General features: G+C 39.2%; 7 protein-coding genes. 5 read left to right on the top strand and 2 right to left on the bottom strand.

Going from position 1 to position 15,009, the window contains the following annotated elements; all coding sequences use genetic code 11:
* Positions 1–75: 75 nt before the first annotated feature.
* On the bottom strand, positions 76–2,655 hold the full coding sequence (locus HDF25_RS16720) for a TonB-dependent receptor (RefSeq protein WP_184626780.1): 2,580 nt from the start codon (positions 2,653–2,655) through the stop codon (positions 76–78).
* Between the two features lie 811 nt (positions 2,656–3,466).
* On the opposite strand from HDF25_RS16720, the gene HDF25_RS16715 reads away from it, so the two are divergent.
* The 3 genes from HDF25_RS16715 (at position 3,467) to HDF25_RS16705 (ending at position 6,557) form a co-directional block, all read left to right on the top strand.
* Positions 3,467–4,114 (top strand): DUF6266 family protein, encoded by a 648-nt coding sequence (locus tag HDF25_RS16715; protein WP_184626778.1) that lies wholly within the window; start codon positions 3,467–3,469, stop codon positions 4,112–4,114.
* A gap of 177 nt (positions 4,115–4,291) precedes the next feature.
* A complete protein-coding gene (locus HDF25_RS16710; RefSeq protein WP_184626776.1) occupies positions 4,292–5,794 on the top strand; it encodes a hypothetical protein in 1,503 nt (500 codons plus the stop codon).
* A gap of 25 nt (positions 5,795–5,819) precedes the next feature.
* Positions 5,820–6,557, top strand: a complete 738-nt coding sequence (locus HDF25_RS16705) for a hypothetical protein (RefSeq protein ID WP_184626774.1) — start codon at positions 5,820–5,822, stop codon at positions 6,555–6,557.
* Between the two features lie 552 nt (positions 6,558–7,109).
* On the opposite strand, the gene HDF25_RS16700 is transcribed toward HDF25_RS16705, so the two are convergent.
* A complete protein-coding gene (locus tag HDF25_RS16700) occupies positions 7,110–7,289 on the bottom strand; it encodes a hypothetical protein (protein ID WP_184626772.1) in 180 nt (59 codons plus the stop codon).
* 113 nt (positions 7,290–7,402) lie between these two features.
* On the opposite strand from HDF25_RS16700, the gene HDF25_RS16695 reads away from it, so the two are divergent.
* Together HDF25_RS16695 and HDF25_RS16690 are read left to right on the top strand one after the other, a co-directional pair.
* A complete protein-coding gene (locus HDF25_RS16695) occupies positions 7,403–11,473 on the top strand; it encodes a hybrid sensor histidine kinase/response regulator transcription factor (RefSeq protein ID WP_184626770.1) in 4,071 nt (1,356 codons plus the stop codon).
* A gap of 386 nt (positions 11,474–11,859) precedes the next feature.
* Complete coding sequence (locus HDF25_RS16690; RefSeq protein ID WP_184626768.1) at positions 11,860–15,009, top strand: SusC/RagA family TonB-linked outer membrane protein; 3,150 nt, start codon at positions 11,860–11,862, stop codon at positions 15,007–15,009.

Genomic DNA, 15,009 nt, shown 5'->3' with positions numbered 1-15,009 from the left:
AGAACTGTTTTTTTAAAATATAAAAAGAGCCATCTAATTTTATGAGATGGCTCTTTTTATATTAATCAAATGATACTAAAAGTTATAGCGGAGTGTAATTCCATAAGTTCTTGGATCACCAAGTACACCTGCGTATAAACCAGAGTTACCCGCTGCAGCTTGTAATTGTTCGTAATAATTTTTATTGGCGATATTTCTGGCCCAGAAAAATACAGAGAACTTATCCGACTTAAATCCTAATCTGGCATTCAGCAACGCGTAACCTTCAACATTTAACACATTTGAAGGCGTTGGGTTTGAAGAATATTCTGAACGGTAGCTGGCATCTGCAGCTATAAAATATCTACCTATTAAAGTAGTTAGCTTTCCAGGATTACTGAACTCTGCACCACCTGAAACATTCCATTTAGATATACCTGGTAACCTGCCTCCTGAAGCATCTTTAAATGCCACCTGTGTAGCTACACCATTTACAAGTTCTGTATGTCCGGTTTCTTCTAATGGTAACGGTGCATTTGTGAATTTTACATATTTTCCGTCAAGATAGGCCAGGGCAGCATTTAAAGTTAAGAACCTTCCCAATTGATAATTTCCATCAATTTCCAGACCTTTCACGTTAACTTTTTCTGCATTTGCAAGATAACCTCTGTTTACACCTAGTTGTGGTGATTGTACATTCGTTTGGTAATCTTTAATATCTGTAGTAAATGCACTGACATTTACTATTGCACCTTTAATTGGTTTGGTTTTAACACCTAATTCATAATGTTGAACATATTCTGGTTTCACTACGGCCAGGGACAAGTCGGCTTGTCCATTAGCAGTCGTTGGCAAACCACCCACATTGACACCTACTGGTTTATAAGCAGTTGAGAATGTTCCATAAGCGTTTAAGCTTGCACCAGGGCGGTATGACAGTGTGATATTACCAGACAAATTATTGTTGTCTACATTGGTACTGAAACTCTGGTTATTATAAACTGCAGATTTAAGAGCAAGTAAATCTGCATTAGTAGTTTGCAGACCTCCATAAGTTGTCCTGTCATAATTGACATCTTTTTTATCATAAGTATATCTTAAACCAGGTAGAATGTGAAAGTGATTCAGAAACTCCCAGTCAACCTGTGCAAATACGGCAGCACTTAATGATTTAATGGTCGAATTGGTTTTGATACCGTAACCATCTAACAAGCCCGGAGTGGAATATAATGCCTGAGTACCGGTATTACTAGTTTGCACAAATCTCCACTGATCTTTACCAACCTCTTCGGTTTGGTCTAATCCTTTCAAATTCTGGCCAAGTGCAAATAACCCAACTACGCCACTTACTTTTTCAGATAGGTTACCAGCGTATCTGAGTTCTTGTGAATACTGATCGTGGCGGGAGTTTCCCTGGGATTTGGTCAGTGCTGCCACTTCAGAGAAATCTCTGTCGTTTGTTGGGTCCCAGTTCCAGAATCTCCAGGCCGTAGTCGAAGTAAGCGTTCCCTTACCTATCTTATAATCAACATTTACGGATATACCACCAATTGACTGGTCATGCTTCCAGGGCGTATTGGTATTAATTGTTCTGGATGCAGGATCTATTACAGGTTGCTGATATCCTAGATCAGAAATAATTTTTGCGTACTGACGGAAAGCACTTCTTTCTGTTTTTGTAACGCCTGCAATAACAAGCGGATAACCCGCAGGATGCTGGATACTTACATCGCCACTTAATAATATCTGTAATCTATCTGATGGCGTGTAATATAACTGACCTTTAAAACCAAGGTTGTTTTGGCCACTATATTTGCGTTCTTCTTTAGTATTTAGGATTGTACCATCGCGTTGAGTTCCGGAGATAGATAATCTTGCTGAAAGATTTTTTGCAACAGCACCCGAAACCGATGTTTTTGCTTGCATAAAGTTATAGTTTCCAAAACTCAGTTCAACTTTTCCACTTGGAGTTTGAGTTGGTTTTGCTGTAGTGATATTAAAAGCACCGGCAGTAGTATTCTTGCCGAATAATGTTCCTTGCGGGCCGCGAAGGATTTCTATTTGTTCAATGTCAAGAAAATCTGTAGAAGTGGCGGCAGGGCGGGCCTGATATACCCCGTCTACATAAAAACCTACTCCAGGATCAATACCATCATTGGTTAAACCAAATGTTGAACCCAGACCTCTGATATTAAGTGTGGTATTTCTGGCATTCGAAGCATACAGTTGTACAGAAGGAACCAGCTCTTTTAAGCGGTTAACATTAAAAGCTCCTGCATTTTCAGCGGCCTGGCCACCAATTACAGTGATTGCAATAGGGACATCCTGCAACACTTCCGAACGTCTTCTTGAAGTTACAACGATCTCATCTAAGAGTTCACTCTCGATCAGAACCAATTCGAAAGGTGTATTTTGAAGTTTCAAAATCTGAAAATCCTGAGATTTGTAGCCAACTGAGCTGACCCGCAGGTAAAATGGAAGATCTTGTTTTGAATCGATACTGAATTTGCCATCAACATCTGCAATTGCAGAAATTTTAGTACCTCTGATCGTTACTGTCGCATGCGGTATTGTAGTACCATTACTACTTTTTATAACGCCTGTTATTGCACTTTGGGCAAAAACGTAATTTGCCGTGAATATAAATGAAAGGATAATGAGTAAATGTTTCTTCATCGTATTGGGTTTAAATGGTTTGATGGTTATACGCTGGCCAGATAACTGGCATTAGGCGTTGGTTTTTGAAGATTATTGGAAGAGGGTTAGGTTGCAAAGCAAAGCCATATGAATAATTTCGTCATCTGGTGAGATTCAACGTGTACTATGGGTTTGCAGATATTTTAGTCCTGCTCAGGTATTACTACTGAACAGAATCAACAACAACAGTGACTGTCTAATAGAAAGCTAGTCCCTTCTTTAGATTTGTGTTTTTTCATTTTTATAAAATGTAAGTCTGTTCTCATTAGATTCTAAATTGTCCTTTTGGTCAGGCAAATATAGTATTCTTTTTTACTAAAAATATAAAATCTATAGATTTTGTAGTTTTTATTTAAAAAGGTGCAAAATAGAGGGGGAGAGTTCCCAATGTATCTTGATAGAGGGAAGCGTTAAGATTTTTTGATGGAACATTAAAAAAAAAGAGGGAAGAAAAGAGAATTAAAATTACCTGAATCAGCTCTTTTATAGCTCATTTACAATGATCAATTTAGAACGTATAACCCTGGTACAATTAATTTCAAACTTGTATAGCTATTATACGACGTGACAACAAGTTGTAGTTCTAGTCGGTTTCTCTTCTATGTTGATGAAGGGTTAAACTAGGTTTGAAGCAGGTTTGAACCACCTAAACCTACTTCAAACCTGCTTCAAACCCAGTTCAAACCTGCTAGAATAGAGTTTAGAAACCAAACTTGGTTGTAATTGTATATTAAGAATAATTTACTATCTTGAATAGAAAATAAAGGTAGTTTATCTAAAAATTACGATTATGGCAATATTAAGAAAAGGTTCAGATGAAGGATTTACAGGTAAAATCGGCAATACTGTAACTTACAGATTGTATGGGAAAACTGTAAAAAGAACAATCGGTATACGTACAGATAAGCCCACTGTACCAGTATTATCCAGTTGGCAGGCAACAGCAGTAACTTCAGCTTTTCTGAAATCTGTCAGAGAGTTTATTAAAATTGGATTTGAGTTGGCGGCAAAGCAGGTTTCTAAAAGTTATTATGATGTAGCTGCTTCATATACAAGGTTAAATGCAATTACCGGCACATATCCTTTACAACATATTGATTTTACCAAAGTTTTATTGAGCAAGGGTAAAATGCCGTTAACCCCGATGACCAGGGTAAAAGCAACAGATGATAGCCTTTTATTCAGCTGGGACTCCAAATTTACGGCTCATGGAATAAAGGCTAGTGACCAGGCGATGCTATTGGTCTATCTACCTGAAAAACGAGTCGCTATACATCAACTTAATGCGGCTAAAAGGGCTGAGGGGTTTGGTTACTTACAGATGCCCAAAACCAGAGCCCCTTTAATTGCCGAGACCTATATTTCTTTCATTTCGGAAAATCACAAAAGTATTTCAAACAGTATTTATACGGGCCAGATTACCTGGCAAACAGATTAGTGCAGCACAATTTTTTTGCTCTTCTTTTATGGAAATAACTTAATTTATTTACTATAAATTATTTTTTTTCAGTTAAATGTGGCAAACTTTTTGCTGATAGGTCTATTTATAAACGTACTCATAACTAATATACATGGTTTTTAAAAGAAGCAATATTACAGCATTAGCCGCTCAGCTATGAGTAAAGGAAATATTATAAAAATATCGAATGGTGTTTTTAATGAGGTGTCAAAGAACGATTATACTATTTTTGCGGAGATAATTAACACAAATGCCGCAGGGAAAATTGTTGAGAATTCAAATGATGGAGTCGTTTTTGGAGAGCCAGTTATACCTTCAAAGCAAATAGATGCTAAAATAATTGTTCATTTTAGGCCCAAAGTTGGTTGGAAAGGTGATGGTTATGGTTTTGATTGGTTAAGGCTGGCAGATATAAGTCCAAGTATGGTTGGTGATGTAAAGTATGAAACAATTATAGGGAAATATTATAGCAGAACACCTCATACTCCGGCAAATATCTACAGGGATATTAATTCTGCTGGTCCGGATTTTAGTGTAAATAATGGTGAAAGTGTATTAAATTCCGGTCCATTTTTGACCTTAAAATCTGAGTATGATAAGCACACAGTTCCATGGCGAAATAAGAAGGATAGTTCTGGTGTGGAAGTTAAAGATGCCAATAACAATCCTATTAAAGAAGAATACTTTGTTTCATGGTTGAGCTTATTTCCTAAAATGATTGGTACTCCTGAACGTCCAACTACTTATTCTAATACACAGGCAGTTTTAAGTTTGATTGTGGATATTGAAGAAGATGCGGATTCATTGGAGTTTGATGATAATCCAAATTTTGTAATTACACCAAAACAAGTGATTGCAAGAGGGAGAGGAATTAAGAGGTTAAATGATGCAGTAACTATTGAGTGTAAGAAAGAATTCGCAGTTGATCAGGTGATAACGATACGTAGTATTAAAACTGCTGCTAATGGAACAAAAACGAGTGCTGTTGCTGGAAGATTAAAAGTTTGGGCGAACGTTCAAAGAAAAAAGAAAAAAATTGTACTTGTTGCTGTTAAAACGAGCATTTCTAATGCTTATATCGCTACTACAGGCCAGGAAGATCTTTTTAGAAAATTTTTGAATCAGGCATTAGTTAATCCAGAGGTTGCAACTGATATGCTGGATGTGAGTTCGCTTCCTGATTTTGATAGTAAATATATAAATAGCGGACAAATTGCATCCTATTATGCAGATGATTATTCGACTGCTCCGGTTACAAGAAATTCACATCGACCCAGTAATTTTCAGTCGATGGAAGTATTTCTGAGCAGTCTTCTTCCTTCTAGATATAATGGGTATTTTAAAGCATTTTATCTCAATGATGGTGGTGGATATGTTGATACTACTAATACTGTGCAGGGGTTGAATGGATATTCATCAGGAGATAACGTTGTTCTTTTCCCTACAAAAAATGATGAAACGGCAGCTCATGAGTTTCTACATTCCCTCGATCTACCTCATACGTTTGTCAATGTAGAGGCTGCGCCAAAAGCAAAATTCACGTTCAAGATTCAGAAAACAGATAATGTAATGGATTATAGTCATCAGGTTAATATACAACGAACTAATTTATGGCATTGGCAATGGAAAGTTGCACATGCCGCGGCAGAAAATGAATAACAGGAGATTATTATAATTAACCGTCATGAAGAAAATAAGCAGACAGTTCCAGATTAAAACTTTATTTGTTGCTATTCTTTTAGCTGGAACGACATTATCTTGCAGTGGTCAAAAACATCAACCAAATACTACTATAAATTCTAAAAATATGCAGCTACCAAAGGTCTCCGGTGATTTCGAAAAACTTGATTTAAACGAGTTGAAGGCAAAAGCCAATAAAAGCCATGGTACTAAAATACTGCCTGATAGAAAGGCGATTGAGATAGAGGTTTACGATTACCAGTTTCAGGCAGAAAATGGCGACAATATCAGGTTCTCTGGTGACAATTATGGAGAGTATAGGTTGGAGCAGCGAATCAGCAATGCGTACTTTAATTTAATAAAGATTTATCATCAGAATGGAAATGTAAAAAGTAAAGGGTTGGAGTTTAATGTATTATATGGAACTTTTAAAAAGGGAATCTGGTACAGCTTTAATCCAGAAGGGAAATTAACTTCAACCATCGATTATGATACACCTTTCAAATTTACCTTTGAACAACTTGTTCAGTTTTTAGAACAAGAAAAAATTCCATTAAAAAAAGGGCCTATACCACAAAATCCTGGATATTTGACTTCAATTAAGAGGGCAGTTTCTGATAATCAATCTCCAGTTTGGCAAGTTAGCTGGTTAAAGGCTCCGGATAAAATTGAAGATATAGTAATTAGTGGCATAACTGGAAAAGTGATGTCAAGAAGGATTAGGAATTATATTAATAATTAGAGATTGTTTGAAGTCCATTTATCCTTTCGGCCGAGGCATTTTTATTACTATCCCCATTTTTAGTCCTATTGAAGTTGGAGCGACAGAAAATATTTGCATAACACACCAAATCGCTCATTTTACACGAATCAGTTATTTCCCCCACGCGCATTATCGAAAATCCTATGAGATTTTCACTTTGCATTTACGGAAAAAGTCTCTGTTTGTTCAACAAAGGCACTAAAAAAACAAAAACCCTGCTAACATTAAGTTTACAGGGTTTTATACATTTTGATAATCTTAGCTGTGATCCCGCTTGGATTCGAACCCAGTGCAAAAATCAACGTTTAAATGGTATAAGGATGGTTTTGGAATTCGACTTCCCGAATAACGCACCTTTTTTTTAGTATATTTTAGCTGCAAATGCTATGATATAAACTTACATAAAAATGGTGATTTATAATCGCGTTCAATATGAAAGACAAAGTTTTTATAGAGGAAATAAAGTAAAATATAAGCTATTTCTAAACAATTAGTTATTAATAATATCAAGGTAGATTACAAAAGATTCTTTTAAAGGTTTACACAATCTATGTTGTTTGCAAATACAACCATGTATAAGCTGTCGAGAACAGGGTTAGAATTGTATTGGAACCTGCTCCACTGGAAGGACTGGAAGTAGTGGTCAGTGAAGAACGGGCTGATGCCTTCAAAAACTGGTTGAACCAATAAAGCCTGATCAGGGTACCTCATGTATTAATACCGCTGAAAATAGGAGAAATTCTGGTAAATTATATACATTTACCCCTGACCAGATAACACAATAGCCTGTAGTAATTTTCAGTATATTGTATGCCTATACCAAAATGAACCACTTTAAACTATTCTTTCTGGGGCTGATGTTTTCCTTTATAGGAGCGTTTGCGCAACACAAAGAGATTAGTTTCAATCACCTGACCGTAGAAGACGGATTGTCGCAAAGCAGTGTATTGTCCATTACGCAGGATAGTCTGGGCTTCATGTGGTTTGGAACCAAAGATGGCCTCAACAAATTCAACACCCAGAATTTCGAAATTTATAAATACCATAAAAATGATAAGTCTTCTTTAACCAGCAGTATGAACATCAATGCCCTGCTTACCGATAGCAAGGGCAATGTATGGGTAGGGACACAGAAAGGGCTAAACTTATACCTGCCGAAAACCAATTCTTTTAAGCGCTTCCAATACCATCCGGATAAAAAGTACAGCCTCAGCAATAACATCATCAGGAGTATTTATGAAGACCATCAGGGTTTCATTTGGGTAGGCACAGATAGTGGTTTGAATAAATTGGTTGCAGCCGATAAGTTTGAGCGCTTCATGACCAGGCCTGTTCCGGATAAAGGTCAGACATACCACCTGATCAAAACCATTTTTCAGGACCATAATAATGTGCTATGGGTGGGTACCCTTCAGGGGCTGACCAGTATGGAGCTGAAAAATGGACAATATATATATAAGTCTTACGTTCATGAACGCAATCGTCCGGAGAGCTTAAGCGATAATGATATTAGCTCCATTTTGGAAGATCATAAACACAATTTATGGATCGGTACACATAGTGGCGGACTGGAGCTGTTGGATAGGTCAACCGGATCCTTCAGGCATTTTCGATATAAAAAGGGACAGCCGAATACCATCAGCAGTAATGTGATCCGAAAGATGCTGCAGACTAAAGCAGGTAAATTATGGGTGTCCACTATAAACGGGATCAATATCATCGATTTGGAGACTTTCGCGATAAAAGTGTTAAACCATCTTCCTGATGATCCTTCCAGCCTGAATCAGAATTCTATTTACGATCTGATGCAGGATGCAGCCGGCTCGATCTGGGTGGGTACCTATTATGGTGGGGTAAATGTATACCATGTCAACTCCACACCATTCCGGGGATACAAATCTAAAATCGGGAAAAATGGGCTAAGCAGTAATGTGGTGAGCTCTATTGTGGAGGATACCAAACACAACTTATGGATTGGAACGGAAGCGGAAGGGCTGAATTATTATGACCGTACTTCGGGTAAGTTCAGCAGCTTCAGGCATGACCCTGAGAACCCTGCTTCCTTAAGTTCAACACTGGTCAAAGCAGTTTCCATTGACCGCAATGGAAAAGTATGGGTGGGTACTTACGAAGGTGGGCTGGATTTGTATCTACCGGAGACCAAAACCTTTCGTCATTATAAGCCCAATCCGGCAGATCCAGCTGCCTTAAACTCTAACCGCATTGTGGCTTTACTTCATGACCGGCAAGGGCGGTTCTGGATTGGTACTCGTGCCAGTGGTATTCACCTATATAATGAAGGATCAGATAATTTCTCTCATTTTTACGGTCGTCATCCAGAACATGATTTAAAGGTGGTGCGTACCTTGTTCCAGGATTCAAAAGGCAATGTCTGGATGGCTTGTGGCTCTGGAACCTATATCCTGGAGCCGAACACTACTCAGGTAAAGCGCTTTAAGACCAATGATGAACGGATGCTGCTCGATGACATCAATTTTATTCAGGAAGATTCCAGAGGTTATATCTGGCTGGGTGGTTATGAGTCTGGTCTGATCCGGTATATGCCCGTGCGAAAAACTATTCGTGCATTTACGAAGGATGATGGCTTGCCTAGCAATGTGGTATTGGGCATGTTGGAAGATGATAAAGGCAACCTTTGGATCAGTACTGATAATGGCTTGTCCAAGTTTGATCGTGAAAAATTCAAGACCTATACTGTTAGAGATGGCCTTCCCGGCAATGTGTTCAATTATAACTCTTTCTTTAAAGACAGCAGGGGAGAGTTTTTCTTTGGTGGATTCAATGGGCTGCTGAGTTTCTTTCCGGATCAGATTAAGGACAATAACCGGGTGCCTAAAGTGGTGTTTACACGATTGAAACTCTTTAATAAGCCGGTTGCCATTGGCGATGAGACGGAATTGTTAACTGAAAATATCGGCCTCACCAAAGCACTGACCTTTTCTTACCATCAGAATATTTTTACGGTAGATTTTGCCATACTCAACTATATTAAACCGGAAAAGAACAGGTATGCCTATAAGCTGGAAGGATTTGAGAAAGATTGGAATTATGTGAACAGTCCTTCGGCAACCTTTACCAACCTTCCTTCTGGAACTTATACTTTATTGATCCGTGGATCCAACAATGATGGGGTATGGAATCCAGAGCCGACCAGGCTGATCATCCATGTGAACCCGCCTTTCTGGAAAACCTGGTGGGCCTATTTGATTTACCTGTCCTGCTTCCTTGGCCTGCTGTTCCTGTTCTCCAGATTCCTCTGGATTCGGGCACTCCTGAAAAGAGAACATGAAGTGTATCAAATGAAACTGGACTTTTTTACCAATGTCTCCCATGAAATCAGAACCCCCCTAACTTTAATCGAAGGGCCTTTGGAAAGTCTGATTGAGGAGACCAGGGAATCTCCGGTACTGAACAGGAAACTCCTCCTGGTACGTAGAAATGCAGGACGACTGACCAGACTGGTGAATGAATTACTGGATTTTAGAAAAGCGGAGTCTGGTAAATTGGGGCTCAACATTGCACCTGGAAATATTGTCAGCTTTGCTAAAGAGATCTTTCTTTCTTTTCAGGACCTGGCCATCAGGCAGCAGCTCAAATATGAATTTTTGTCGGAGGAAGAACATATTGAGGTTTACTTCGACAATGAACAGCTGGAAAAAGTGTTGTACAACCTGCTATCGAATGCCTTTAAGTGTACGCCGGATCAGGGGGTCATTCGCCTGTCAGTATTTAAAACCAGCGATGGCTTTGTTGAATTGCGTGTCTGCGACAATGGAAAAAGTATTCCTGAAGAAAGCAGGGATAAGCTTTTTACCAATTTCTACCAGGTAAAAGACCCCCTTTCCAGAAATAGTGGAACTGGAATTGGTCTTGCCCTTTCCAGAAAGATTGCGCAGCTCCATCACGGAGGATTGTTCTTATCGGAGAAAAAAGACATGCATCTGGCAGACATGAATACCTGTTTTTGTTTGAGATTGATGCTGGGACGTTCCCATTTTTCAAAAGAAGAATTGATGGTTGAATTTTTGAACAGTGAAAATCCGGCACATTATGAACCGGCTACCGATATGGAAGAGCTGGTGATGTTGGTGCCAGCATCAGAACAAAAAGTTACTGATGAACAGGTGACCTTATTGATTGTCGAAGACAATCCTGAAGTCCGGGAGTTTATTGTACAATCTTTAAAGCCATTTTATCAAATTCTGGAGGCAGACAATGGGGTATTAGGATTGGCGCTGGCCTTCGAAAAAATACCGGACCTGATTGTCAGCGATGTTATGATGCCGGTAATGGATGGACTGGAACTCTGTCGTACGTTAAAGACAGATATTCGAACCAGTCATATTCCTGTGATTCTCCTCACCGCCCGTACCGGAAATATTCATGAAGTGAATGGTTTGAAAACAGGAGCAGAGGCCTACCTGACCAAACCTTTCAGCATCAGCAGTCTGCAACTGACAATTTCTAACCTGCTCATGCTTCAAGCAAATATGAGAAGGAAGTTTAGTCAGCAGATTACCTTGCAGCCTTCCAATATTGTAATAGAATCTTCTGACGAAGAATTCTTGAATAAGGTGATGGACCTCATTGAAAGTAATTTTACCAGTCTTGATTTTAATGTAAATACCCTGGCCTCGGATTTAGGAATGAGTACTCCCATTCTTTATAAAAAGATTAAAGTGCTGACCGGCCTTACCGTAAATAATTTCATCAAGTCTGTGCGTTTGAAGAGAGCCGCTCAGCTGCTTTGTCAAAATGTATATACCGTTTATGAGATTGCTTATAACGTAGGTTTTAGTGATCCCAAATATTTCAGCAAAGAGTTCGTAAAACAGTTTGGAAGAACACCGTCGGATTACGCTTTGCAAGAATAATTGTTGGCCATTTAAGAATTTCTCCCTTTATTTTTAAGATTTACCCCCCTCCAGGCAGCGTTTCAACGCTACATTGGCCTAACCAAATATAATTCAACTGTTAGACCAATTCACCTTATGAACGAGTATGCTATGATTTTTCGATTATGAAAGCCCAATTACTAAAAGTATCCATGGCTCCTGCTCAGCCAATTTAGTTGTAAAAAAATCTTCCCTTACCCTACCAAACCAAATTTAAACTTAAACGAACCAAAACATGAAAATGAACACCACACCTGGCCACAAGGGATTAATGGCTACTACTACCTGACCTGAAGATGACCGGAATCCAGGTTTAATCAGCTAAAGATCAATTCAAAACATTTATTCATTTTTAAAACTAAAGTATGAAGCAATTTTATACTATGAGCCTCTATTTGTCCAGCAAATGGAATGTATGTACAATCAGGCAGGTAGGTGTAATCGTTCTGTTGGCGCTCGGGATGTTAATTTCCCCCGCAGCATTTGCACAGAAAGATATCAAAATAAAAGGCGTGGTGAAGGATGATAAAGGAGTTCCACTTCCGGGTGTGGGCATCAAAGTAAAAGGTACCGTAAAAGGTACCGTAAAAGGTACCTCAACGAATGGTGACGGGGCATATACTATCAGTGTAACGGGAGAGTTAAGCGTATTAGTATTCAGTTATATCGGTTATGTTTCGGAAGAAACCATCGTTGGGAAAAAGACCATCATTAATATTAGTCTGAAAGAGAATTTTAGTGACCTGGATGAGATCGTAGTGACCGGATATGGTGGGGTAGCTAAAAAGAAAGACCTCACTGGTGCCAGTTCTTCTATCAATGAGAAAGTCATTAAAGAGCGTCAGCCAATTAACCTTTTTGATGCTTTGCAAGGTCAGGCAGCAGGGGTTTTAATCGTGAATGACGGTGGCGGGGCACCAGGTGCAACGGGCTCCATTCAAATTCGTGGTACTTCTACGTTAAATGGTGGAAACGGTCCTTTATATATAGTGGATGGGGTGATCAGCCCTGATGGTGCAAACATCAATCCTGGCGATATAGCCAATGTAGAGGTGCTGAAAGATGCCGCATCGGCTTCCATTTATGGTTCCCGTGCAGCAAATGGGGTAATTTTAATTACCACTAAAAGAGGTCAGGAAGGAAAACCTTCCGTCGACCTGACTTATAACCATGTATTTGGACGTTTGGCTCATAGTATTCCAGTGAGTAACTCTGCTGAAGTACGTATATTCAGAGAGATTCAAGGTAGGACTAATGCTACCGATTCCCTGAACCCGAGCTTCAATGCGGATAATGACTTACAGGATTTATTATTGGGTAACCTGGCACAAAAGAAAGAAATTAAACTTGGGATCAGCGGTGCGCAAAAAGGATTGAATTATTATACCAGCTTAAACTACCTGGATGATAAATCAATTATCATCAACAGCTGGGCAAAACGCTTGCAGTCCAGGATTAACATTGGCTACCAGATTTCTCCGAAGTTCAAATATTCGAACAACATGTCTTTTACCTGGTCAAAAGGAAATGCAATTCCGGTGGGCAATACGATAAAGGTAGTGATTGACCGACCCGCATATTCGTTGCTTTACTACCCTGACGGCAGTTTAACAAGTTATATCGCCTCAAAAAGGAATCCGATTGCGCAGGCTTTATTTGAGCGTGATGAGGATGAAACTTATTCCGCACAGTTTAACAATCAGATCGATTATTCTTTTACTAAGGATTTTAAGTTCACCACTTTGTTTAATGCTAAGCTGGACAATTACCAGAACACGTATTTTTCGCCGCGGTTCATTTCAGATAAAAAAGATCAGAATGCGGGAAGAAATGAGATGACCAAAACTTTTAGCTGGGAATATCAGGCTTACCTAAACTATAACAAAATCGTGAAGACCGACCATACTTTTTCTGGTTTGTTAGGTTTTAGTGCCGATAGAAGGAAGTTTGACCGTTTCCATACGGAATATTTAAACAGTGCAAATGAGGAGATCTTTGTGACGCTTCCGGATTACCTGACTGCAGCAAAAAGTTATACCGATGGTACTGCAAATTCTACGCTTTCTATATTTAGTCGTATTGGCTACAATTATAAAGGGCGATACATTTTACAAGGTACCTACCGTAGGGATGGATCTTCCAGATTCGGGCCTGAAAATCGTTGGGGTGACTTCTTCTCTGCATCTGCCGCATGGCGTTTCTCTGATGAGAAATTTATGGCATTTGCGAAACCCTATCTGGAAGATGCGAAACTACGGTACAGTTTCGGTCAGTTAGGAAATGATAAAATTGGTGATTTCGAGTCTTACACCAAATACGGTTTTTCGGGTAACTATAATGGTATTGGTGGGGCAAGCCCAATCTCTACTTTCGGTAACCCTTTTATTAAATGGGAAACGACTACGCAGAACAACATTGGTTTGGACCTGAGCTTCTTTAAAGGAAGATTAGGGCTGACCGCAGATTACTATGTAAAAGAAACTTCTAACCTGCTTTACCCAAGAGAACTGGCCAAAGAGACTGGTTACAGTAAGGTGCAGGTGAATTTAGGAACCATACAATCCAGAGGTTTGGAGTTTGTTGTGAATGCGACACCATTGGTATTGAAGGATTTTGAATGGAATGTAACCGGTAATATCACCTTTGAACGAGGAAAAGTGAAGAAACTGGCCGGTGGTATTCCTGTATTTGCGGGCAATAAATGGTATGTCGAAGAAGGTGGCAAAATTGGTAATTTCTATGGATGGAAAAACCTGGGCGTTTACCAGTGGAATGAATCTAATGCTTATAATGAAAAATGGCAAAAGCTGACGGTAGTATTGGAGAATGGTGCACCGAAAATTGTGGATGGAAAAGCCGTATATACCTTGAATGGGCAGTTGTACACGGGTAATGTGTTGAGCAAACGAGCACCAGACGGTAAACTGAAAGGTGGAGATACAGAATGGGAAGAGGTAAGAGCTGATGGGGTAATTGATGACGCAGATCGTCAGATATTAGGTAATGCTACTCCGGATTATTATCTGGGCGTGATGAACAGTGTGCGCTATAAAAACTTCGCCTTCTCGTTTTTATTCAATGGCTCTTTTGGTGGAGAAGTGTACAATACCCTTTTGCAAAGTCAGAATAACCCTTCCAATACAGGTGCTGGATCTCCTGAGATCGTTTATAACTCCTGGAGAAAGCCTGGTGACATTGCAAAATACCCTTATTATATCGAGAAAAATAACCGTGGAAACCTTAAAACCAATCAAAACAGTCTTTATGTAGAAGACGCTTCTTTCTTTAGGTTATCCAGCGCCCGTTTGTCGTACCGACTAAATGAAAACTGGACAAAACGCATTTACCTGAGAGGAGTAACCACTTATGTGTATGGTACCAATCTGTTTACCTGGACCAATTACCGCGGTTATGATCCGGAATTTAGCTCAGACAATCCTTTAACGCCGGGTGATGACGTGGGTAAATATCCAAGAAGAAGAGAGATTGGTTTTGGTGTGAACATTAATTTCTAA

This window comes from Pedobacter cryoconitis, assembly GCF_014207135.1.
Lineage (GTDB): Bacteria > Bacteroidota > Bacteroidia > Sphingobacteriales > Sphingobacteriaceae > Pedobacter > Pedobacter cryoconitis_D.
Note: the sequence above shows the minus strand (reverse complement) of the source record. Positions and strands in the feature narration are given on the sequence as shown.

What these genes read in the sequence shown, in the direction of transcription:
- HDF25_RS16690 (WP_184626768.1), top strand. Translation starts at nt 11,860, where the DNA reads ATGAAGCAATTTTATACTATGAGCCTCTATTTGTCCAGCAAATGGAAT.
- HDF25_RS16705 (WP_184626774.1), top strand. Translation starts at nt 5,820, where the DNA reads ATGAAGAAAATAAGCAGACAGTTCCAGATTAAAACTTTATTTGTTGCT.
- HDF25_RS16710 (WP_184626776.1), top strand. Translation starts at nt 4,292, where the DNA reads ATGAGTAAAGGAAATATTATAAAAATATCGAATGGTGTTTTTAATGAG.
- HDF25_RS16695 (WP_184626770.1), top strand. Translation starts at nt 7,403, where the DNA reads ATGAACCACTTTAAACTATTCTTTCTGGGGCTGATGTTTTCCTTTATA.
- HDF25_RS16720 (WP_184626780.1), bottom strand. Translation starts at nt 2,655, where the DNA reads ATGAAGAAACATTTACTCATTATCCTTTCATTTATATTCACGGCAAAT.
- HDF25_RS16715 (WP_184626778.1), top strand. Translation starts at nt 3,467, where the DNA reads ATGGCAATATTAAGAAAAGGTTCAGATGAAGGATTTACAGGTAAAATC.
- HDF25_RS16700 (WP_184626772.1), bottom strand. Translation starts at nt 7,289, where the DNA reads ATGAGGTACCCTGATCAGGCTTTATTGGTTCAACCAGTTTTTGAAGGC.